The organism is Bacillus sp. CDB3, from assembly GCF_002081505.1.
Lineage (GTDB): Bacteria > Bacillota > Bacilli > Bacillales > Bacillaceae_G > Bacillus_A > Bacillus_A cereus_AT.
On sequence record NZ_ALBR01000084.1, the window covers coordinates 98,751 to 120,749 of the forward strand.

A 21,999-nucleotide genomic window follows, 5' to 3' on the forward strand; every position below is an offset into this window, starting at 1 on the left:
CGTTATTTCGTTTCACCTCTTTACTTTCTTCGCGCCACATCCGAAAAGTGAAAAATATCTAAGCGGTGACGTGATTCCGTATATTCGAATTGACTCCCATCGTATAAATGAGTAAAGTTTTTCACAACGACAACATAATCTGTGCCATTTAAATCTAAATACTTTCGGTCATCATCTGTACACGGCTGCACTTCAATTACCCTCTGCGAATAACTAATATGTAGCCCTAATTCTTTCTCAATGTATTTATAAATTGATGCCGTTGCAATTTCTCTCGTTAACCCTGGAATAAACTCAGATACAAAATGATTTATATCTAAAATTACTTTTTCTCCATCAATATTTCGCACACGTTTAATATGATCTATTTCTGTTTTTTCTTTCACGTTTAATAATTTTGCAACCTCTTTTGTCGCTTCTTCTTTCTCCATTTCCACGACTTCTGTAATACAATGACGTCCTAGACGCTCATTTTCTTCTTGAAAACTTACAATGCCACCGAAGTTAAACTCAATATTTTTTCGCTTTAATACAAAAACACCTTTTCCATGTATTTTTTGAACATATCCACGCTCTTGCAATAAATCTACCGCTTTTCTTACAGTGCCCCGGCTTGCTTCATACTGCCTCATTAATTCAGTTTCTGATGGGATTTTGCATCCCTCTTTTAATTGTTTATTATCAATAGACTTACTGATTTCTGTATAAATTTGTTCATACTTACTCATCATCTACAATAGCCCCTTGTCACCTTCTAATTCTATATGTATTATACCACGCTACACTCTTCTGCCAATCTCTCACTTATTTTCCAGTACAAGAAAAATATAGGTAAATATTTAACCAATGGTACGTATTTTTATAAAAAAATTTATATTTTTCTTTTCATTCAAAAAAACATGTAGTATACTAGCTTCAAAATCAGAGGAGAAAGGGAGCAAAGAACTATGCTTACTTATACAACAATTGTAGTTACATTTGCACAAAAACATCATCATCATACTTAACCCTTGAAACCTAGCGGAAAAATTACGCGTAGGTACAAGGGTTATTCCCATTGTACCTACGCTTTGGCAAAGAGCCATGTAGGTATTTTTTATCTACATGGCTCTTTTTTTATTGCCAAAAAGCTAGTAAAAAATGATGTTTAAGCAAATCTTACTACAAAGGAGTTAACAAAAATGGAAACGAAAAAATGGGGATTATGGGTTTTAACAGCTTTTGTTATCGGGAATATGGTTGGCGGTGGCGTATTTATGCTCCCAGCAAATTTAGCACACGTATCAGGTCCAATGGGTTCTACACTTGCATGGAGTATTACAGGACTTGGCGTATTTATGATTGCACTCGTATTTGGAAATTTAGCAATTCGAAAACCAGAATTAAAAGCCGGACCACAAAGTTATGCCCAAGCAATGTTTACATCCAAAAAGGCAGGTAAAATTGCAGGTTATAGTATGGCTTGGGGATATTGGGCTGCTAACTGGGCTGCTACAGCATCTGTAATTATTTCCTTTGCAGGATATTTATCAACCTTCTTTCCTGTTTTACAAAGTAAGCAAATTCTCTTTTCAATAAATGGATTTTCACTAGAACTTGGAAAAGGGTTAACTTTCCTCGTATGTAGCCTTATGTTATGGGGTATTCAATATATTCTATCTCAAAATATTGATCGCGCTGGTAATATGAATCTTCTTGCTACCATTGCAAAAATCATCGGATTTACAATGTTTATTGTAATCACATTATTTATTTTCAATGCCTCTAATTTCGGAGACGGTCAAACATTTATGAATGAATCTGGACAAGCCATTTCATTAGGCGGACAAATAAATTCAGCGGCTATTGCAACACTTTGGGCGTTTATCGGTATTGAGTCAGCAGTTATGCTTTCTAATCGTGCAAAATCTCAGCGTGATGTTAAAAAAGCAACGATTTTCGGATTAATTATTGCTCTTCTTATTTACATGGCAATTACTCTACTAACAATGGGTGCTCTTCCGCAAGATGTTTTAAAAGAGTCTCAAAAGCCATTAGTAGATGCATTAAATTTAGCAATTGGTAGTAAAGGTGCTTATATAATGGCCTTACTTGCACTCGTATCTTTATTCGGCTCTACTGTAGGCTGGATCGTTGTTAGCTCAGAAGTACCTTACCAAGCAGCAAAAAATGGGCTTTCCCCTAAGTTTTTCGGAAAAACAAATAAAAAAGGCAGTCCTTCAAAATCATTATTGATTACAAATGTAATGACACAAATTTTCTTATTTTCAACGATTTCTGGTACGGTTTCAGAAGCATATAATTTCGCTATTGTTGTAGCGACATTAGCATATTTAATCCCCTACCTTGTTTCTACCTTGTATCAATTAAAATTAGTTATTACGGGCGAAACGTATGACATAATGCCTGGATCTCGCATAAAAGATGGTATCATTACTGCACTAGCATTTTTATATTCCATTTGGGTTATTAAAACAGGAACTGCTGATTTAAAAACTTTCTTCTTAGGAATTGGGTTGTTTGTATTAGGCCTTATTCTTTATCCAATTTTAATGAAAGATTCACAAAAAAAATAATAAAAAAGAGAAGCATTCCGCTTCTCTTTTTTTATTAAAAATCAGTTAATAACTTTTCTTTTAGTTCACCTACATCTAGTGGTTTTGCATAATAAAAACCTTGTACAAAGTCACAACCCATTGATTGTAATAAACTTTCTTGTTCTACCGTTTCTACCCCTTCAGCAACCACTAATAAATTTAAACTATGGGCAATCTCAATAACCGATTTTACAATCGTTCGCTCAGGTTGTGCGTGATCATAATGAAACTCACGAATAAAATTACGATCAATTTTCACAATATCAAGTGGGAGTTTTTTCAAATAATATAATGAGGAATACCCTGTTCCGAAATCGTCTAAAGCGATTAAAATCCCCATACTTCTTAATTCTTGTAATGTAGCAATAATATAATCAAAATGACGTACAGCTATACTTTCTGTTATTTCTAATATTAAACGATTTGGTGAAAATCCTGTTCGCTTCAATATACTACGAACAGATAAAATAAATCGCTTTTGCATCAATTGTTGTATTGATAAATTAACAGATAACTTCAGTCCCTCTTGATACTCTGGTAAAGTTTTAAACAGTCGACATGACTTTTCTAGTACCCAGTCTCCTAGTTTTATAATAAGTCCACACTCTTCAGCTACAGGTATAAATTCACTTGGTGAAATAGGTCCTTCTTCTGTATTACAACGTACTAAAGCTTCAATACCAGTACATTTCTTTGTTTTCAAATCAATAATAGGCTGTAATGCCACTTTTAATTCTTCGTCACGAATTGCTTTTTGCAAAGCAAATTCTATTTTCATTCTACGGTTTATTTTCGCACGTAATTCATCTGTAAAGAAGCACGCCGCATTTCTTCCTTGCTCTTTTGCACTATACATGGCTAAATCCGAATTTTTCAATAACGTTTCAACGTCTTTTCCATCTTGCGGATAGGAACAAAGTCCTAGACTAGCTGAAATATATACTTCATGACCTTCAAGCATAAATGGCGCTTGAAAGCATGACAATACCGATGTCGCTAACTGCCGCATCTCATCATGTGTATGAGTTTTTGTTAACAACACAAATTCGTCGCCACCCAGCCTAGCCAGAACATCTTTCTCTCCTAGCACATAATGCAACCGTGAAGCAACTTCGCTTAAAAGTAAATCTCCTATCATATGACCTAACGTATCATTCACTAATTTAAAACGATCTAAATCAAAGTAAATCATGCCAAACTCTATTTTCTCTGCAATCATCTTATTTACAGTCGTAATTAACTGTAAACGGTTTGGTAAACTTGTTAACGCATCGTGATAAGCAAGTTCCCTATAACGACTTTCGCTTAATCGTAATCTTTGTTCTGCTTCTTTCCTACTACTTATATCATTTCGAATTGCAATAAATTGATAGGGTTCACCCTTTTCATTTAAAAATGGAACAATTGTTGTTTTAACCCAATAATACGTACCATCTTTTGCTTGATTTCGAATTTCCCCCGTCCAAACTTTCCCACTCAAAATACGCTTCCATAAAATTTGAAAAAATGCTTTCGGATGATATCCAGAATTTAAAATACGGTGATCTTTTCCTATTAACTCTTCTCTTTTATATTTTGAGATTTTACAAAATTTATCATTCACATATGTAATACGACCATTTCGGTCTGTAATAGCAACAATTGAAGACTCATCTAATGCTAACTTTAAATCTCGCAATGAAGAGTCATATAATGCATGACCTCTTTGTTCTAGCATACGCATCTCTCCTTGCTTCCTATCTGACTAAAACACAACTCGTTTCTCTTCATAGAAATAGAGATATTTCATTTTCTAACAATATGCCTTTACATAAATCACAAATTCTTTCTAAATAGGCCGATTAAAATAACATAATATTATTTATAAAAAAAGCAATATGGTGCTATTTTAATGATAGTAGAAGCTTCTCATCTCTCTGTTTATCTAAACTTATTATACCGTATTCTCTTACATTCTTTTAATTTTTAAAGTGACAATTTCATCAATATTAGCCTCTACTCCCTATTAATGTGGCCTCACACCTAATCTCTTTTATTTTATGAGATGTTAAGATGTAAATCTAACTGCCGATACATAATGAAATAGAGATTAAAATATAAAATGCAACTATTCACGAATAATAATATAAAGTGAAACTTTAATCAGTGGGGGGGTTCATCATCCACTGATTATTAGTCTTCACCAATAGGGCGTTTACAGGAAGCAGGGCTTCCACCTAACTTCTTTGTTCCAGCTGAATTTTGAGGTGGGAGTTTTACTGCCCACAAATAGCGGGATAAAATCAAAATTTGCATTTAATATACTGAATTACAATAACAAAATATTAACATATTTTCACCTTAATTTTGGAAGTATTTTATAAATAAATATAGTATTAAACTAAAAAGAGGATATCCTCTTTTTTAGTTTAATACTGATATGGTGTTTGCTGGTAACCCGGGTATGGTGCTGGATATGGTGCTGGGTATGGTGCTGGATATGTTACTGGATATGTTACTGGGTACGGTGATGGATAGTAGCCTCCACCTGCCGCACCCGTTAATGCGCCAGCTGTAAGCCCACCTAACACGCCTCCAGCAAAACTTCCAGGGAAAAATCCACCGCCCCATGAGCCGCCACCCCAGCCCCATCCACCACCGTGATGATGATGATGATCATAATGATTGTGTCCACCATGGTGATTATGTCCGCCATTATGATGGTGCCCTCCATGATTATGACGATAATACAATCCGTTATTTTCTATATAATTCATTATTCCCCTCTCCCTTCCATTTTCTCACCTTAATAGGTATTGTATGAATAGTACGGTCCTTGTTGGTAACCTATATAATAAGAAAAATCCGCGTAATATGGATAACCATATCCTGGGCTTCATAATGCACCTGCTACAAATCCAGGAAAGAAACCTCATTCCCTTTCCTATATAAGGAGCAAGGTTTTTGTCCCTCCTAAACTGATCATTAACCAACAAATAGCGGGATAACAACGTAACAATATACTGTATGTAGGACAAATGCGGAAAGTATAGGGCAAATGTCTATATTTTGTAAAAAAAACAAAACGCTTTATAATAAGGATGTCAGATTATATCTTCTATTTAAGAAGTCTATATTTAAGAAAGATTAGAGGAATTATATAGAAATGAAGAAACCTATCGTTCAATTATTATTAATATTTACAATCGTATCTATCGTTCTTTTCCTATTAAATACATCGGTTATTTCGTTATATACGTTTGTCGGTGCTCTATGGTCCATCACAATCGTAGGAATTTCATTCGTTATTTTTATAGAAAATAGATCTCCCCAAAGTACTTTAGCGTGGTTTTTAGTATTAGCACTTCTTCCTGTTGTAGGTGTACTTTTATACTCTATTTTCGGGCGTAGCCGTTGGAGAAGAAAAAAACATCTTCATCGTTCAGAAGAACAAAGAAAATTATTCCGCGAAATATTAGAAGGAAGACGACTAGAATTATCACTCACAGTCCCATTACATGAACGTTCTATACATTTAACAGAAATCGTACAAAAATTCGGAGGTGGGCCTGCCGCAGATAGAACGACAACAAAACTTTTAACAAACGGTGATCAAACCTTTTCAGAAATTTTGAACGCAATCGAGAATGCAAAACACCATATACATATTCAATACTATATTTATAAATCTGATGAAATTGGTACAAAAGTTCGGGATGCTTTAATAAAGAAGGCAAAAGACGGTGTTATTGTACGCTTCCTTTATGATGGACTCGGAAGTAATACGTTAAGAAGACGCTTTTTACAGCCTATGAAAGAAGCTGGAATTGAAATTGTCGAATTTGACCCTATTTTTTCAGCTTGGTTACTGGAGACAGTTAATTATCGTAATCACCGTAAAATCGTCATTGTAGATGGAGAAATTGGTTTTACGGGAGGGCTTAACGTAGGTGATGAATATCTTGGTCGCTCAAAAAAATTCCCTGTTTGGCGTGATAGTCATTTAAAAATAGAAGGAAAAGCATTGTATAAATTACAAGCCATCTTTCTAGAAGATTGGCTTTATGCGTCTAGTGGATTGAATACTTATTCTTGGGATCAATTTATGAATAGACAATACTTCCCAGGAAAAGAAATTCCGGATGCAGAAGGTGCGGTGCAAATTGTAGCAAGTGGACCAAGCTCAGATGATAAAAGTATTCGTAATACATTACTAGCTGTTATGGGCTCAGCCAAAAAATCTATTTGGATTGCTACACCATACTTTATTCCGGATCAAGAAACTTTAACATTATTACGATTAAGTGCAATATCTGGCATAGATGTACGCATTTTATATCCTGGTAAGAGTGATAGTATTATTAGCGATCAAGCATCTCAATCCTATTTCACTCCACTTTTAAAAGCTGGTGCTTCTATTTACAGTTATAAAGATGGATTTATGCACGCAAAGATTGTACTCGTTGACGATAAAATTGCAACAATCGGAACAGCAAATATGGATGTACGTAGCTTTGAATTGAATTATGAAATTATTAGCGTACTATATGAATCAGAAACCGTTCATGATATTAAACGCGATTTTGAAGAAGACTTTAAACACTCCACTGAAATTAAATGGAACTCGTTCCAAAAAAGAAGTATCAAAAAAAGAATATTAGAGTCCTTTATGCGACTCATTTCTCCTTTACTATAAGCAATCAATGTGATATTGATTGCTTTTTCTTTTATATTTCCCCCTTCTCCTTTTCTTTGCATACCATATTAAAACAAGTTATCATAAGATGTATTACTTTATGAAAATAATGTTAGGTGGGAAATACATGTTAGAACAATTTCATATACATTCTGATTTAAAACAGCAGCTTTCTACAATTCATGAAAAGAATAAACAAGAAGCTGGTGAAAATGCTCATTTAATCGGTACTAAAATATATAAAGCATCTGATAACAGCATTATCGAAGATGCTATTACGGCACTTCTTCTTGGCAAAAATATTCTATTAAAAGGACCGACTGGTAGTGGTAAAACGGTACTAGCGGAAACTCTTTCTTCTTTATTCCAAAAACCAATGCATAGCATTAACTGTTCTGTCGATTTAGATGTGGAAGGTATTTTAGGATACAACACATTACAAACGAAAGACGGAGCATCTGAAGTTACGTTCGTTAACGGTCCTCTTATGAAAGCAATGAAGAACGGTCATTTCCTATATATTGATGAAATCAATATGGCAAAACCTGAAACGTTACCACTTCTTCACGGCGCATTAGATTACCGTAAAATGATTACAAACCCATTTACACAAGAGGTTGTATACGGTGATGGCGAATATCGCGTAATTGCAGCGATTAACGAAGGTTACGTTGGGACAAGTGAACTAAACGAAGCATTAAAAAACCGTTTCGTTATTATTGAAGTTCCTTATATTCAAGGTGATACATTAAAAGAACTATTACTATCTGAATCAAAATTAAATGATGTTGCAACAATTGAAAAATTCGTTGCATTTGCAAGCGATCTGATGCCTTTAGCTCGCGATGGACGTATAAGTGAAGAAGCAGCAAGTATTCGTGGTATTATCGACGCATGCGATTTAGGTGTATACATTCCTGTTATGCGTGCTATTGAGCGAAGCATTATTGCGAAATTAAATGATGAAACAGAACAAATGACTGTCCGTGAATTAGCAGAAAGTTATTTCTTTGAGGGATAATTCATGAGACAAATTTTTAGTGACAAAAAAATTGATGCGTCGCTGTTTCTACAAATGGAAAACTTAATGTATGCCCTTCTAAAAGAAGACGATGCCTATCTTGAATATGGCTATAAAGCATACTACGACGAAATTGAAAAAAAGGTTGTCATTAGTCACTTTTGGGATGATCGAAAAGAAGAAGATACAGTAATCGGATTAAAAAGCGAAGTGTTCTTAAAAGCACTTGGTAATAAACATTACTCGGACATGGCTTTAATTCGTTCTTATGCGATTGAATTACAAGAATCGCCCCTAAAGAAGTTCTTAACACAATTATTTGTTCTATTAGAAGATTTACGTGTCGAGGAAATCGTAAAAAACTTACGCCCTGGCACGAAACATATTTTTAAACGCCGAAAAGAAATGTACCGCAATTACTTCGGCTCACAAAATGAAATAAACCGCGTTCGTAACTATCACGGTGATCGTCTATTTTGTCTATGTTACCTTTCATTAACGAGTGATAAATATGAAATGTTTAATAATGAATATTTCGAGCAAATTGAAACAATCTTACATGAAACATTCCAAGCTCGTAATACAGAAGATATTATGTATATCATTGAGAAAATTCGCTACCGCTTAGAGGAGCTTCTTGAAAATGATATGCTTAACAATTATTTCGGACATGCCCCGCTCTACTTATCTGTTATTGCAGATGAGAAAGACAGTCGCGCTGAAAAATTAGCAAATGATGATACGCAACTCATAGATGACGATGACAATAAAAACAAAATGGATGAAAGCTTCTCCACATGGCATCGTGAAAATAAAAATAACGAAAACGAGAACTTTTTACGCTTTGAATTAGAAAGTGGAACAAAAACAAACATGATGGGTGATACTGCTCGCGAATCAGAAGATGGCGATCAAGCGCTTGGTTCTGTACAAGGTACTTCTCAAAAAAGTACGCAATCCAACTTTGATGGCGCTGATACAGAAGAAGCAAGAGCTTCACACGCTTCTAGCCAAAACGAGGGTGCATACGGTAAGTATAACGTTGGTGCCTCTCATACATTTAAAGAAGCTCGCAAATCAAATCCTGACGAGAAAAAGGATTACCAAGCTATCAAATCAGTTGTTAATAAGGATGTAAAAGAATTAAAAAAAATTATCGAAAAGACGATTGAAAATAAAACGAATGCACATAGTGATAAATACTACGGAAGACTTCGTAAGAAATTCCTTCGTATTTATACTGAAAAGCAGCCGCGCATGTTTTATAAAAAAGGGCAAGAATCACAAGAGCTCGACGTTGCATTCCAACTACTAGTGGACTGCTCTGGTTCTATGTATAACAAAATGGAAGAAACGAAAAAGAGTGTGGTCCTATTCCATGAAGCATTGAAATCTTTAAAAATCCCGCACGCTATTAGCGGATTTTGGGAAGATGCATCTAGTGCTAAACCTGAAGATAAGCCGAACGTTATCCATGAAGTTGTGACATATAAAAACTCAACGTTACCAAACGTTGGTCCCGAAATTATGCAGCTTCGCGAAGAAGAAGATAATCGCGACGGATATATTATTCGTATCGTTTCTGAAAAGCTTGCAAAAAGACCAGAAAAGCATAAATTCTTACTTGTCTTTACAGACGGTGAACCTTCTGCGCTAGACTATCAACAAGACGGTATTTTAGATACGCATGAAGCTGTCAAACTTGCTCGTAAAAGTGGTATGGAAGTAATCGGAATCTTCATCGAAGAAGGCGAAGCGAAAGAAGCAACTTATCAATTAATGAAGAACATTTATAACCATCACTTCTTAGTTGCAAATCACGCTGAAGATTTACGTTTGAAGATTAAACCACTATTGAAAAAGTTATTACTGAAGACAATTGAATAGAAAAACAGGAGCGTTGTCGCTCCTGTTTTTTTCTTTCAATCACTTTGTTTCTGGTTGAAACTTGTATGGAATGGAAACTTCTAGTAATGACTCGAATCCTCCATCGTAGAATGGGAATCGTTCATTTGCGATTGTTCGATCCACCCACTCGATTGCGGAAATTTCTCCTTCATCTTCTGCAATAAGTTCACCTGTTACTGCATTTGCTCGGAATGTAAAAAATAGCGCATGATTCCCTGATTCTTCAAAGAATTTTTCATTTATTGTAACAAGTCCACCTGCTATAGGAGTTAAACCTGTCTCTTCTTTCACTTCTCTTACTAGTGCTTGCTCTAATGTTTCACCTTTTTCAACAGCCCCACCCGGCAGTGACCAAACGTTTTGTTCTATATTATGTACCATTAATATTTTATCTTTTTCGCTATCGTGTATTAGTGCATATACGACATCAACTCTTTGCATGTTGCTTTTCTCCTTCAATTAACTCATCCATTGTAAATAAAGAATGTAGTTGTAAGTCATCTTCTAATAAGTTTTCTCTTCCCTCTTTTGTTCGTTCGATTACGCCTAGAACATGATTCACTTTCGCACCCAGTTCTCTTAACTCTTTCGTGCTTAATAATATTTGACCGCCTGTCGTAATGACATCTTCAACAACACAAACATTTCTCCCAACAATATCAATACCTTCTGCTAACTTACATGTACCGTACTTCTTCGCTTCTTTCCTTACAAATACAACTGGTATACCTGTTTGTAAAGATAATGCTGTTGCTACTGGAATTCCGCCCATCTCTAAACCTGCGGGCACTTCTGTCTCAGGAGGAATGAGCTCTTTCAATTTTTTAGCAATTTCTAATAACAGTACTGGATTAGATTCAAATAAGTACTTATCAAAGTATTGATTTGATACTTGTCCTGATCGAAGCTTAAATGTTCCCGTTAAACGTGACGTATTATAAATTTCCTTTGCTAACTCCCATTTCTCCATTGTATCTCTCCCCTTCATGCACAAATTAATTCATTTTATCACGATTATAATTATTTGTATATTCTTAAAAATACAAATAAAAGAGCCAATTCCTAAGAATCGGCTCTTCCTATTAATTCATTACTAACTCAGCTGTGAGCTTTTTTTTTAACTTAGCCAACATGTCCGTTGTCATTTTGTCTAAATCATATTCCGCTTTAAAGCCCCACTCTTTCATTGCTGCTGTCGCATCAATAGAGTTTGGCCAGCTATCAGCGATTGTTTGACGAGCAGGATCTACTGCGTAATCCATTGTAAACGTCGGGATGTGTTTACGAATTGCTGCTGCGATTTGCTCTGGCTCGAAGCTCATTGCTGTAATGTTAAATGCATTTCTATGCACTAGCTTACTTGGATCAGCTTCCATTAATGAAATGATCGCTTGTAGAGCATCAGGCATATACATCATATCCATGTACGTTCCTTCTGCAATGTATGAGGTGTATGTACCTTTTTTAATCGCCTCATAATAAATTTCAACTGCATAGTCAGTTGTTCCGCCTCCTGGAGGAGCTACGTAAGAAATTAAGCCTGGGAAACGTACACCGCGCGTATCAACGCCAAACTTTTGATGATAATAATCACATAGTAATTCTCCTGCTACTTTGTTTACCCCATACATCGTAGTAGGACGCTGAATTGTATCTTGTGGCGTATTATCTTTTGGCGTTGATGGACCGAATGCACCGATAGAACTTGGCGTGAAGAACTTACAGTTTAATTCACGAGCTGCTTCTAATGCATTTACAAGTCCGCCCATATTTAAATTCCAAGCAAATAACGGATTTTTTTCTGCCGTTGCTGAAAGTAAAGCCGCTAAATGAATAATTGTATCTACTTCATTACGCTTTGCAATATCATGTAACTTTTGTCCATCTGTTACGTCTAACGTTTCAAATGGACCAGACTTTACTACTTCACTATCTGTTTCACGAATATCTGTTGCAATAACGTTTGATGCGCCGTATACATCACGAAGTTTCATTACTAGTTCAGAACCAATTTGCCCTAAAGAACCGGTTACTAGAATTTTTTTCATTTTCCCCACTCCTCATTTGCAAGCTATTCAAAAGATGTCGTTACTTAAATGATGCCCATTTCTTTCCCTACTTTTTCATATTTAAGAATTGCTTCATCTAGCATTTCCTTCGTATGAGCTGCTGTAGGCATATTACGAACGCGACCCATTCCTTTTGCTACAGTTGGGAACACGATAGATTTTGCGTATACGCCTTCTTCATTTAGACGTTTGCTAAATTCTTGTGTTAATACTTCATCACCAATAATACAAGGCGTAATTGGCGTTTCACTTTCTCCGATGTTAAAGCCAAGTTCTTTTAACCCTTGTTTTAAATAGCGACCATTTTCCCATAAACGATCGTGTAACTCTGTGCTTTCCATTAAAATTTCAATTGATCTCATGCAAGCTGCTGCATCAGCTGGTGTTAATGCTGTAGAGAATAAGAATGGACGTGAACGAACTTTTAACCAATCAATTAAGTTTTGTTTCCCTGCTACATATCCACCAATTACCCCAATTGCTTTTGATAATGTACCAATTTGGAAATCAACTTTATCAGAAAGACCGAAATGTTTTACAGTTCCTGCACCTTTTCCAAGTACACCTGAACCATGTGCATCATCTACATATGTCATTAAATCTAGCTCTTCTGCAATTTCAACAATTTCTGGTAATTTTGCAATATCTCCATCCATTGAGAAAACACCGTCTGTAATAACCATTAATTTATTGTAAAGACCTGATTCTTTTGCCTCGATTGCTTTTTTGCGTAAATCTTCCATATCAGAATGTTTATAAACGATAATTTTCGCTCTTGATAGACGACTACCATCAATAATAGATGCATGATTTAATTCATCTGAAAGAATCGCATCATTTTTATCCATAACAGCTGAAATCGCTGCCATATTACAATTAAATCCTGATTGATAAGCGATTGCTGCTTCTGTATGTTTAAACTTTGCAATTGTTTCTTCTAATTTAATATGCAAATCTAAAGTACCGTTAATTGTACGAACAGCTCCTGCTCCAACACCATACTTATGAATCGCACCAATTGCTGCTTCTTGTAAGCGATTATCAGTCGCTAATCCAAGATAGTTGTTTGAAGATAAGTTAATATATTCTTTTCCGCCAATTGTAATAATCGGTCCATTTGGACTTTCAAGCGGATCAATTACGTTATAAAGCCCCTTTGATTTTAAATCCTCTAAATTGTCTTCTAAAAATTTCGCAAGTGTTTTACTAGACATTGTGAAGCCTCCCATCGTTCATGTAAGCGAATTATTATCTTAATAGTTCTAATAATCCCTCTACTAGCTTAACACGTTTTCAGAATTTATTATAGAAAAATAGTTTAAAGTAACCGCTTACAACTTTAGATTATATATGATTCATTACAAGAAATCTATCATTTACTTTTCATATTTGATAGAATTAAAAAAATATTTAGGAGGCTTTTAAAATGGCATTTACTGAATCTGATGTATATAATAACGAATCGTTTTTTAAACAATATATGAAACGAAGATACCGAGAAAATAGCCCAAATGAATCACTTGAAAAACCAGCCTTCTTTCAACTCATTGGTGATGTAAAAGGGAAACATATTCTCGATTTAGGATGCGGTGACGCTAAGTTCGGCGAAGAATTATTAGAAAATGACTGCTACTCTTACACTGGCATTGAAGGCTCCGAGCTTATGTATGAAAAGGCTAAAAAACAACTAGAAAATAAAAATGGCACCGTCCATTTTTTAAACCTCAAAGACTATACATACCCTCCTTCTACTTTTGATTTAGTAACATCTAGACTTGCCTTACATTATATTGAACATCTTGATACCATTTTTCAAAATGTGTTTCAAACTTTAAAAACAAATGGAGCCTTTACCTTTAGCGTTCAACATCCTGTTATTACCTCTTCATTTGAAAGCTTGCAAACGAGTGGTAAAAGAACTAGTTGGCTCGTCGATGATTATTTCAAAACGGGAAAACGCGTTGAACCTTGGATTGATCAAGAAGTTATTAAATATCACCGGACTACGGAAGAATATTTTACATTATTACAACAAGCCGGATTTACGATTACAAACTTAAAAGAAGCTACACCAAATCGAAACTGTTTTCAGGATGAAGAAGAATATGAACGACGTTTACGTATTCCCCTTTTTCTATTATTTTCTTGCCAAAAATAAAAAAGACGATGAATCCTCATCGTCTTTTTTCGTTATCTCATCGCCTGAACAGCCTCTTTAAGTACACGTCTTCCTCTTCCATGCGGGATACAGAGCGGTGTCCCAAATAACGGATCAGCGCTTATTTGGCACTCCATACGGAATACATCCCTAACTAACTTCTGGTCAATAACTTCTTCTGGTTTACCTTGCGCATATATTTGTTTATCTTGAATAGCTACAATGTTGTCTGCATAACGACATGCCAAATTCAAATCGTGCAATACCATAACAATCGTTCTTTGCTCTGTTTCATTTAATTCGAATAATAAATCTAACACTTCAATTTGGTGCGTCATATCTAAATATGTAGTCGGCTCATCAAGCAAAATAATATCTGTATCTTGTGCAAGGGTCATTGCAATCCAAGCACGTTGACGTTGTCCACCTGAAAGGGCATGAACATCACGCTCAGCAAATTCTGTCATACCCGTTGCAGCAAGCGCTTTTTGTACCATTTCCTCATCTTTTTCGGACCATTGCTTCAGCCAAGTTTGATATGGATAACGTCCTTGCTTTACAAGTTGCAATACTGTAAGTCCTTCTGGAGCTTGTGGTCCTTGCGGTAAAATTGCCATTTGGCGAGCAATTTGCTTCGTTTGCATACTTTGAATCGCTTGATTATCTAATAAAATATCACCGGACGCTGGCTTTAATAATCTAGCTAGTGAACGTAATAAAGTTGATTTACCACAACCGTTAGAACCAATAAAGATTGTAATTTCTCCTTTTGGAATTTCTAAATTCAACTCATCAATAATGATTGTTTCGCCATAAGACAACGTCAAGCGTTTCGTCTCCAATGCTTTTTGCATATTCATCTCCCTTTATGAATTCCGACTTTTATAAAGTAAATAAATAAAATAAGGTGCACCAATTGCTGATGTAAATACCCCTGCTGGAATTTCGAGTGGCGCGAAAACTGTACGCCCAATTAAATCTGCAGCAAGTACTAAAATTGCACCGACAATAGCCGCAACTGGGAGTAATGCACCATATAAAGAACCAACTAGTCTTCGTGAAATATGAGGTGCCATTAAACCGACAAATCCGATTCCTCCTGCAAAGGCAACCGCGCCACCAATTAAAGCTGTACTAAGTAGTAACATGAATACGCGTGACTTCGTTAAAGGAACACCCAGTCCTACCGCAATATCATCCCCTAACTCTTGAGCATTTAAATGTCTAGCCGCTATAAATGATATTACCGTTAAAATAAGAACCCACGGCGCAAGTATCATAACGTTTTGCCACGAAGAGCCGTAAACAGTACCTGTAATCCATACATTTGCTTGACTCGCTTGATAAATTGGTGCTAACAACATAAATAAAGTTGTTGCCGCTTTCGTTAACGCCCAAAATCCAACACCAATTAAAACAAGACTAATCGGTGATAACCCGTCATTTCTCCATGCAAATAAATATACAAATAACGCAACAATCGTTGCACCAGCAAAAGCTGCGAGTGGCATATAATGAATGCTTACTGTTAGCGCATTATTTTTATCACTAAATATAGCTAAAAATAGTACAACTGCAACACTTGCCCCACCCGTAATCCCGATGATATCAGGAGAAGCCAGTGGATTTCGAACGAGCCCTTGTAAAATACACCCCGCTACAGCAAGTGCTATTCCTACAAGGATTGCAATTAAAATACGCGGCATACGAAATTTATTTACAACCATATTTGACATCGCATCACCATTTCCGGTAATTGCTTGCCATACATCATAAAGAGCAATTTTCATATCTCCCATACCTGCGCTCGCAAAAAATAATCCTATTAAAACAACTAGTAAACTGAATAAGACTAGAACAGCTCGTTTATACATTAAAAACGAGAGCCCACCTTTTCCTATACGAAACGGAATGTACTTCTTCATTTGCTAAGCCCTCTCTTACGTGCAATATAAATAAAGAATGGGGCCCCGATAAATGCTGTCATAACCCCTACTGGTACTTCTTGTGGCATAATGACATATCTAGCTGCTATATCAGCTAAGAGTAATAGTATTGCACCTAACAAGCCGCTATACGGTACTCTCCACCTGTGATCTACTCCAACAAGGAATCTGGCAAAATACGGAGTAACAATACCAATAAATCCAATTGGACCAGCGACCGCAACTGAACCACCAGACAGTAGTACAATAATAAGTAGTACGAATGATTTCATTAAAATTGTTCGTTGTCCAAGTCCTTTTGCAACGTCTTCCCCCATCATTAATGTATTTACTTTCCCTGCCATCATGAGAGATGCAATCCAGCCTATTAATAAATACGGGAATACGGATTGTAAAATCTCTAACTTTCTTCCTTGCACAGATCCGGCAAGCCAAAATAACACTTCTTCAAATGCTTTCTCATTTAAAACAAGTAACCCTTGTGTTAATGATGAAAACAACGCGCTTATCGCGACACCTGCTAATGTTAACTTAAGAGGCGTTGTCCCTTCTTTTCCTAAAGAGCTAGAGGCAAATACAAGTACTGCTGCAACTGCCGCTCCTAAAAAGGAAATCCATGTGAAAGCTGATAATGATGTCACGGAAAAGAGTACAATTGCTACAACTATAAAGAACGCAGCGCCTGAATTTAATCCAATAAAATCTGGTGAAGCAAGCGGATTCTTTGTTAAAGTTTGCATTAAACAACCCGCTATGGCTAAACTAGCACCAACACTAGCTGCAATTAACGCCCTTGGTAGACGCACATTTTGAATAATAATATGCTCATTTGAACCATTAAAATGGAAAAAAGCATCTAAAGCTAATTTCCAACTCGTATTTGTATATCCGAAAATAATACTTCCCCAAATACAAATAACGACTGCAATGATTCCAACAAATAATCCAATCCATTTTGCTTGATTTGTTTTTAATAACATGCAGCGTTTCCCCTTCAATGTATAATGATACGTTGTAAGTGTATTTCAACTTAATTCTCATTGTCAACGATAATGAGAATTATTTTCATTGAAAATTGGACCACGAAGTATTAATATCATGCTTGCTATTGAAAAATATTCTCAACATGTAGGGGGTACATAATGAATTTCATGCAAAAGAAATCGTTCACAGTATTTGTATTTCTACTAGCTTTTTCACTTCTTTTAAGCGCTTGTGGAAAATCAAATAACAAAGAAGAGTCTACAAAAGAAGATAATAAAAAAGAAATGATTACGGTTGAACATGCAATGGGTAAAACAGAAGTTCCAGCAAACCCAAAACGTGTAGTTATTTTAACAAATGAAGGAACTGAAGCCTTACTTGAGTTAGGTGTAAAACCAGTTGGGGCTGTAAAGTCTTGGACTGGAGATCCATGGTATCCACATATTAAGAATGAAATGAAAGATGTAAAAGTTGTTGGTGATGAAGGACAAGTTAACGTTGAAACGATTGCTTCTTTAAAACCAGACTTAATTATCGGTAATAAAATGCGTCACGAAAAAGTGTATGAGCAACTAAAAGCAATCGCACCTACTGTTTTCTCAGAAACCTTACGCGGTGAATGGAAAGATAACTTCAAATTTTATGCGAAAGCATTAAATAAAGAAAAAGAAGGTCAAAAGGTTTTAGCTGATTACGAATCACGTATGAAAGATTTAAAAGGCAAACTCGGCGATAAAGTAAATCAAAAAATTTCTATGGTACGCTTTATGCCTGGTGATGTTCGTATTTATCATGGTGATACATTCTCTGGTGTTATTTTAAAAGAACTTGGATTTAAACGTCCTGGAGATCAAAATAAAGATGATTTTGCAGAGCGTAACGTATCTAAAGAGCGTATTTCTGCAATGGATGGTGATGTATTATTCTACTTCACATTCGATAAAGGAAACGAGAAAAAAGGCTCTGAACTAGAAAAGGAATATATAAACGATCCTCTATTTAAAAACTTAAATGCAGTAAAAAATGGAAAAGCATACAAAGTTGACGATGTTATTTGGAATACAGCAGGCGGTGTAATGGCTGCTAACCTACTACTAGATGATATCGAAAAACGCTTTGTTAAATAATATTTCCCTAACCAGCTCCCTTTCTATGGAGCTGGTTTTTTCATTTCACTGAAGTGTCACATTATTTCATTTTGTATTTTTATTCCCAATATGTTATATTATAAAAGTAAATACAGTGTATTTTCTCTATATCAGAATAGATATTTTAATCTAAATTTTCTGATTAATCACTATTTTACTTTCTTTTAGAATTCAATTACTACATTTGAAAACGCTTATTATCTCGTTTTCAGGGAAAAATACAATAACGGTTGAAGAAAAACAGAACTTTTTTAGAAATTTTCTTTCTATTTCCATATAATTCTATTGACTTCTAAATATTTTGTGAATTAAAATAATTACATAAATATCCGTTATACAGGATTAGGGGGAAACAAACATGGATGCAGCTTTAAAATTAGACAAAGCTGGAGAGCAACAATCACAAAAAAAACATCCACCAGGATTATATTTGTTGTTCTTTACAGAGGCATGGGAAAGATTTAGTTATTACGGAATGCGTGGCTTATTAGTTCTTTATTTAACAACGAGCTTAGTAAGTGGCGGTTTAGGATTTGATAAAGCAGTTGCTGTACAAATTTACGGTATTTTCACAATGTTAGTATACTTCACACCGATTATCGGTGGTTGGTTAACTGACCATTTCATTACGAAACGACATGCCATTACCATCGGCGGTATCATTATGGCACTTGGTAACTTTGTACTATTTTCAATGAACACTAAAACTGGACTTTTCTTAGGCTTAGGATTATTAGTTATTGGTAACGGATTCTTCAAACCAAATATTTCGACTTTATTAGGTCAATTATATAGCGAAAACGATTCTCGTCGTGATAGTGCCTTCACTATCTTCTACATGGGAATTAACTTAGGAGCTTTTATCGCTCCATTCATTTGCGGTTATTTCACAGATTATAAATACGGATTCTTAACAGCTTGTATCGGTATGATCATTGGTCAGATTGCATTTAATACATTAGCACCTCGTTACTTAGGATCTATCGGAACAACTGTTGTCGGAAAAAAATCTAAAGAAAACAATGCAAAAGTAATTGAGAAAAAACCTTTAACAGCACAAGAGAAAAAACGTACAGCTGCAATTTTAATTTTAACTTGTTTCGTTGTATTCTTCTGGGCAGGATTTGAACAAGCTGGTAGTTCTTTAACACTTTATACAGATAAATTCGTAGATCGTACAATTGGTGGATTTACAATTCCAACACCTTGGTTCCAATCTGTAAACCCATTGTTCATTATCTTATTAGCATTACCTGTTTCTGCATTATGGATTAAACTTTCAAAAACAAAAAATGGTGATTTAAAAATCCCAACAAAAATGGCATTAGGTATGATTTTACTAGGAGTTGGATATTTAATTCTAACTTTAGCTGTTTTAAAAACTGGTAGCGATGAAGGTAACATTACAATGAAAGCAAACTTACTGTTCATTGTGTTCACTTACATGTTCCATACAATTGGTGAATTATTCTTATCACCAATCGGATTATCTATGGTAAGTGCAATCGCTCCTCTTAAATTAGCTTCTTTATTAATGGGTGTATGGTTAGCTGGTACTGGCTGTGCAAACTTATTAGCTGGACAATTAGCTGCTTTCACTCAATCTTTAGGATATTTAGAAGTATTCGCGAGCATCGGTGTTATCGTAATCGTGCTAGGATTAGTACTTCTTATGTTCTCTAAGAAAATTGCACATATGATGGAATAGCAAATAAAAAAGACGCTTCTAAAATTAGAAGCGTCTTTTCTATTATCTCTCTTCTAAAGCCGTCACATCCACGTGAACGCTCTCTCCTGGATTGGATACGTCATACACTTGAGCACTCCCCTTCTGCTCATCGCAGCTCTCAATCCATACGGGGACTCCCTCATATGTAACATCAATGCTACTTGAAGAAGATAATATCTGTTTCACACGTTTTACATCCATTATATTATTCCCCCTTTAGCTTACAACACTCCTTTCTATCTTTTCATATCCCTTCAGAATATATTCCATCAATTTAGCACTTCAATAGTTTGTTTCTTTCTGACGCACTACTATATACGCTCTCAATTCTTCCTATTAGTACATCCTTTCCAAATAAAAAAAGACGTATATTTCACACGTCTTTTTTCCATAATATTCAAAAATTAAGAAAATAATGTTTTTACTACTTCACTTACTTTATCGTTATGAACTTGATAGTACACTTCTAACCCGCGTCTCTCAAAGCGTACTACTTTATTTTGCTTTAGTTTCGTTAAATGCTGTGAAACAGTTGATTGTGGAATTTCTAATACCTCTTGTAATTGTGTTACATTACATGTTCCACGCTGCATTAGTTCCATTACTAAACGTAGACGCAATGGATGAGCTAATGCTCTTAACATCTGTACGTCTTCTTCTGAAATACGACAGTCAAATTGGTTTTGGTTCATAAAGTTCCCCTCATTTTCATTTTTTATTTTCTTTTTATTTATTTATATATCTGTTCTTATATTTCCTGTTACGACATAACTTTATCAACCCATAATGCTGAGAAAATTTTCCGACTTTTATCAGCACACAGTTCAAGAAAAAATCTCTCCTGATTTTGAATATTATACTATATGATACAATAAAAAAGCAAAATAAAGGGCCAGCGATACTTTGCTTACAAACGTTGTTTTATCAGGCTTTTTGTTATATTTTCACCTTACTGAAATGTACAGTAATGATATTGTAAAATATCGTCTATAATTGATAACCTATCGTAAAGTAATTTGACCATATTTAACCTCTTTGTTACGATAAAAAAGGAAATTTAAGTAAGGAGGAGGATGTAGTATTAAAAAATGGTTTATTATTGCGTTACTTAGCATTGCGGTTGGCTGGACTATTACCAATCACTTCCTATTAGACAAACAAGAAGATATAGCTTCAAAATCAAACATCCCCATTGGAACTGAAGTTGGCAATGTTGCCCTCGATTTCCTTCTGGAAACAACCACTGGTCAAGAAGTTCATCTTACAGACTATAAAGGAAAAAAAGTAATATTGAATTTTTGGGCAAGCTGGTGTGGTCCATGCAAAATAGAAATGCCTGATATGGAAAAGTTTTATCATGATACTAAAGATATGGGAATTGAAATTGTTGCTGTAAATGCGACAGCTACTGAAAAAGAACCGAACAATGTAAAACAATTTCTTGAAGAAAACAAATATACCTTCCCCGTCTTATTAGATCAGAAAGGACAGGCAAGTGCCGCATATCAAATTATCAGTATTCCAACATCTTTTGTCATCGATTCAAACGGTGTCATTCAATATAAGCATGTAGGACCAATGACATATGAAAAAATGAAAGAATATGTAAATAATTTATAAAAGCGTATTCAAATCAATTTGATTACGCTTTTTGTCTACTTTATGAACAAAAAGTTACTTTTAATACTATTATGGAATAATTATACTTTTTCACGTTGACAATAGTGTTGAAGGAGAATATACTAAGCATGTAAGTTGATTGTG

The 21,999-nt window shown here is 35.1% G+C and carries 20 protein-coding genes; 8 read left to right on the plus strand and 12 right to left on the minus strand.

Translation table 11 applies throughout. The features are described 5' to 3' along the window. Positions 1 to 20 precede the first annotated feature (20 nt). Positions 21 to 731 (minus strand): trehalose operon repressor, encoded by a 711-nt coding sequence (gene treR / locus CDB3_RS21060; RefSeq protein WP_097832845.1) that lies wholly within the window; start codon positions 729 to 731, stop codon positions 21 to 23. Positions 732 to 1,181: 450 nt separating this feature from the next. On the opposite strand from treR, the gene CDB3_RS21065 reads away from it, so the two are divergent. After that, complete coding sequence (locus CDB3_RS21065) at positions 1,182 to 2,576, plus strand: amino acid permease (protein WP_128855828.1); 1,395 nt, start codon at positions 1,182 to 1,184, stop codon at positions 2,574 to 2,576. Positions 2,577 to 2,610: 34 nt separating this feature from the next. Here the strand turns inward: CDB3_RS21065 and CDB3_RS21070 are convergent, their stop codons facing one another. Further along, a complete protein-coding gene (locus tag CDB3_RS21070) occupies positions 2,611 to 4,314 on the minus strand; it encodes a putative bifunctional diguanylate cyclase/phosphodiesterase (RefSeq protein ID WP_128855829.1) in 1,704 nt (567 codons plus the stop codon). Positions 4,315 to 5,005: 691 nt separating this feature from the next. Beyond that, entirely contained in the window at positions 5,006 to 5,353 is a 348-nt protein-coding gene (locus CDB3_RS21075; protein ID WP_128855830.1) for a cobalt transporter, read from the minus strand. A 389-nt stretch (positions 5,354 to 5,742) separates the two neighbouring features. On the opposite strand from CDB3_RS21075, the gene CDB3_RS21085 reads away from it, so the two are divergent. The 3 genes from CDB3_RS21085 (at position 5,743) to CDB3_RS21095 (ending at position 10,180) form a co-directional block, all read left to right on the plus strand. Then, entirely contained in the window at positions 5,743 to 7,272 is a 1,530-nt protein-coding gene (locus tag CDB3_RS21085) for a cardiolipin synthase (RefSeq protein WP_128855831.1), read from the plus strand. A gap of 127 nt (positions 7,273 to 7,399) precedes the next feature. Continuing rightward, positions 7,400 to 8,293 (plus strand): ATP-binding protein, encoded by an 894-nt coding sequence (locus CDB3_RS21090; protein WP_128855832.1) that lies wholly within the window; start codon positions 7,400 to 7,402, stop codon positions 8,291 to 8,293. A 3-nt stretch (positions 8,294 to 8,296) separates the two neighbouring features. Next, the gene (locus tag CDB3_RS21095; protein ID WP_128855833.1) at positions 8,297 to 10,180 is read left to right on the plus strand and encodes a vWA domain-containing protein; all 1,884 of its coding nucleotides are present in this window, start codon (positions 8,297 to 8,299) and stop codon (positions 10,178 to 10,180) included. A gap of 39 nt (positions 10,181 to 10,219) precedes the next feature. Here the strand turns inward: CDB3_RS21095 and CDB3_RS21100 are convergent, their stop codons facing one another. The 4 genes from CDB3_RS21100 to CDB3_RS21115 all read right to left on the minus strand — a co-directional run bounded on the left by CDB3_RS21100 (position 10,220) and on the right by CDB3_RS21115 (position 13,484). Next, on the minus strand, positions 10,220 to 10,642 hold the full coding sequence (locus tag CDB3_RS21100; protein WP_128855834.1) for an NUDIX hydrolase: 423 nt from the start codon (positions 10,640 to 10,642) through the stop codon (positions 10,220 to 10,222). After that, the gene (pyrE, locus tag CDB3_RS21105) at positions 10,629 to 11,171 is read right to left on the minus strand and encodes an orotate phosphoribosyltransferase (protein ID WP_128855835.1); all 543 of its coding nucleotides are present in this window, start codon (positions 11,169 to 11,171) and stop codon (positions 10,629 to 10,631) included. The genes CDB3_RS21100 and pyrE overlap by 14 nt, the downstream gene beginning before the upstream one ends. Before the next feature lie 112 nt (positions 11,172 to 11,283). Continuing rightward, complete coding sequence (locus CDB3_RS21110) at positions 11,284 to 12,249, minus strand: L-threonine 3-dehydrogenase (RefSeq protein WP_128855836.1); 966 nt, start codon at positions 12,247 to 12,249, stop codon at positions 11,284 to 11,286. Positions 12,250 to 12,293: 44 nt separating this feature from the next. Next, positions 12,294 to 13,484, minus strand: a complete 1,191-nt coding sequence (locus CDB3_RS21115) for a glycine C-acetyltransferase (protein WP_128855837.1) — start codon at positions 13,482 to 13,484, stop codon at positions 12,294 to 12,296. Positions 13,485 to 13,696: 212 nt separating this feature from the next. Between CDB3_RS21115 and CDB3_RS21120 the strand changes: the two genes are divergently transcribed. Continuing rightward, entirely contained in the window at positions 13,697 to 14,428 is a 732-nt protein-coding gene (locus tag CDB3_RS21120) for a class I SAM-dependent DNA methyltransferase (RefSeq protein WP_128855838.1), read from the plus strand. A gap of 32 nt (positions 14,429 to 14,460) precedes the next feature. On the opposite strand, the gene CDB3_RS21125 is transcribed toward CDB3_RS21120, so the two are convergent. From CDB3_RS21125 to CDB3_RS21135, 3 genes are read right to left on the minus strand one after another with little or no spacing between them, the layout of a single operon-like run. After that, complete coding sequence (locus tag CDB3_RS21125) at positions 14,461 to 15,282, minus strand: ABC transporter ATP-binding protein (protein ID WP_128855839.1); 822 nt, start codon at positions 15,280 to 15,282, stop codon at positions 14,461 to 14,463. Between the two features lie 12 nt (positions 15,283 to 15,294). Further along, the gene (locus CDB3_RS21130) at positions 15,295 to 16,353 is read right to left on the minus strand and encodes a FecCD family ABC transporter permease (RefSeq protein ID WP_128855840.1); all 1,059 of its coding nucleotides are present in this window, start codon (positions 16,351 to 16,353) and stop codon (positions 15,295 to 15,297) included. Continuing rightward, the gene (locus CDB3_RS21135; protein ID WP_128855841.1) at positions 16,350 to 17,354 is read right to left on the minus strand and encodes a FecCD family ABC transporter permease; all 1,005 of its coding nucleotides are present in this window, start codon (positions 17,352 to 17,354) and stop codon (positions 16,350 to 16,352) included. Before CDB3_RS21135 ends, CDB3_RS21130 begins: the two co-directional genes overlap by 4 nt. Positions 17,355 to 17,516: 162 nt before the next feature. On the opposite strand from CDB3_RS21135, the gene CDB3_RS21140 reads away from it, so the two are divergent. Both CDB3_RS21140 and CDB3_RS21145 read left to right on the plus strand, forming a co-directional pair. Further along, complete coding sequence (locus CDB3_RS21140) at positions 17,517 to 18,485, plus strand: ABC transporter substrate-binding protein (protein WP_128855842.1); 969 nt, start codon at positions 17,517 to 17,519, stop codon at positions 18,483 to 18,485. A 379-nt stretch (positions 18,486 to 18,864) separates the two neighbouring features. Continuing rightward, positions 18,865 to 20,214: a peptide MFS transporter gene (locus CDB3_RS21145; RefSeq protein ID WP_128855843.1), complete on the plus strand. Its 1,350-nt coding sequence runs from the start codon at positions 18,865 to 18,867 to the stop codon at positions 20,212 to 20,214. A 42-nt stretch (positions 20,215 to 20,256) separates the two neighbouring features. Here CDB3_RS21145 and CDB3_RS21150 read toward each other — a convergent pair whose 3' ends face one another. After that, positions 20,257 to 20,436 (minus strand): acid-soluble spore protein H, encoded by a 180-nt coding sequence (locus CDB3_RS21150; RefSeq protein ID WP_128855844.1) that lies wholly within the window; start codon positions 20,434 to 20,436, stop codon positions 20,257 to 20,259. A 203-nt stretch (positions 20,437 to 20,639) separates the two neighbouring features. Beyond that, positions 20,640 to 20,927, minus strand: a complete 288-nt coding sequence (locus tag CDB3_RS21155; protein WP_001075218.1) for an ArsR/SmtB family transcription factor — start codon at positions 20,925 to 20,927, stop codon at positions 20,640 to 20,642. Between the two features lie 538 nt (positions 20,928 to 21,465). On the opposite strand from CDB3_RS21155, the gene CDB3_RS21165 reads away from it, so the two are divergent. After that, entirely contained in the window at positions 21,466 to 21,855 is a 390-nt protein-coding gene (locus tag CDB3_RS21165) for a TlpA disulfide reductase family protein (RefSeq protein WP_256869907.1), read from the plus strand. Positions 21,856 to 21,999: the final 144 nt, after the last annotated feature.

Coding starts and splice junctions, on each gene's coding strand:
- CDB3_RS21150 (WP_128855844.1), bottom strand. CDS start 20,436: ATGGATGTAAAACGTGTGAAACAGATATTATCTTCTTCAAGTAGCATT.
- CDB3_RS21145 (WP_128855843.1), top strand. CDS start 18,865: ATGGATGCAGCTTTAAAATTAGACAAAGCTGGAGAGCAACAATCACAA.
- CDB3_RS21125 (WP_128855839.1), bottom strand. CDS start 15,282: ATGCAAAAAGCATTGGAGACGAAACGCTTGACGTTGTCTTATGGCGAA.
- CDB3_RS21100 (WP_128855834.1), bottom strand. CDS start 10,642: ATGCAAAGAGTTGATGTCGTATATGCACTAATACACGATAGCGAAAAA.
- CDB3_RS21075 (WP_128855830.1), bottom strand. CDS start 5,353: ATGAATTATATAGAAAATAACGGATTGTATTATCGTCATAATCATGGA.
- CDB3_RS21140 (WP_128855842.1), top strand. CDS start 17,517: ATGAATTTCATGCAAAAGAAATCGTTCACAGTATTTGTATTTCTACTA.
- CDB3_RS21120 (WP_128855838.1), top strand. CDS start 13,697: ATGGCATTTACTGAATCTGATGTATATAATAACGAATCGTTTTTTAAA.
- CDB3_RS21095 (WP_128855833.1), top strand. CDS start 8,297: ATGAGACAAATTTTTAGTGACAAAAAAATTGATGCGTCGCTGTTTCTA.
- CDB3_RS21090 (WP_128855832.1), top strand. CDS start 7,400: ATGTTAGAACAATTTCATATACATTCTGATTTAAAACAGCAGCTTTCT.
- treR (WP_097832845.1), bottom strand. CDS start 731: ATGATGAGTAAGTATGAACAAATTTATACAGAAATCAGTAAGTCTATT.
- CDB3_RS21065 (WP_128855828.1), top strand. CDS start 1,182: ATGGAAACGAAAAAATGGGGATTATGGGTTTTAACAGCTTTTGTTATC.
- CDB3_RS21135 (WP_128855841.1), bottom strand. CDS start 17,354: ATGTTATTAAAAACAAATCAAGCAAAATGGATTGGATTATTTGTTGGA.
- CDB3_RS21085 (WP_128855831.1), top strand. CDS start 5,743: ATGAAGAAACCTATCGTTCAATTATTATTAATATTTACAATCGTATCT.
- CDB3_RS21130 (WP_128855840.1), bottom strand. CDS start 16,353: ATGAAGAAGTACATTCCGTTTCGTATAGGAAAAGGTGGGCTCTCGTTT.
- CDB3_RS21110 (WP_128855836.1), bottom strand. CDS start 12,249: ATGAAAAAAATTCTAGTAACCGGTTCTTTAGGGCAAATTGGTTCTGAA.
- pyrE (WP_128855835.1), bottom strand. CDS start 11,171: ATGGAGAAATGGGAGTTAGCAAAGGAAATTTATAATACGTCACGTTTA.
- CDB3_RS21115 (WP_128855837.1), bottom strand. CDS start 13,484: ATGTCTAGTAAAACACTTGCGAAATTTTTAGAAGACAATTTAGAGGAT.
- CDB3_RS21155 (WP_001075218.1), bottom strand. CDS start 20,927: ATGAACCAAAACCAATTTGACTGTCGTATTTCAGAAGAAGACGTACAG.
- CDB3_RS21070 (WP_128855829.1), bottom strand. CDS start 4,314: ATGCTAGAACAAAGAGGTCATGCATTATATGACTCTTCATTGCGAGAT.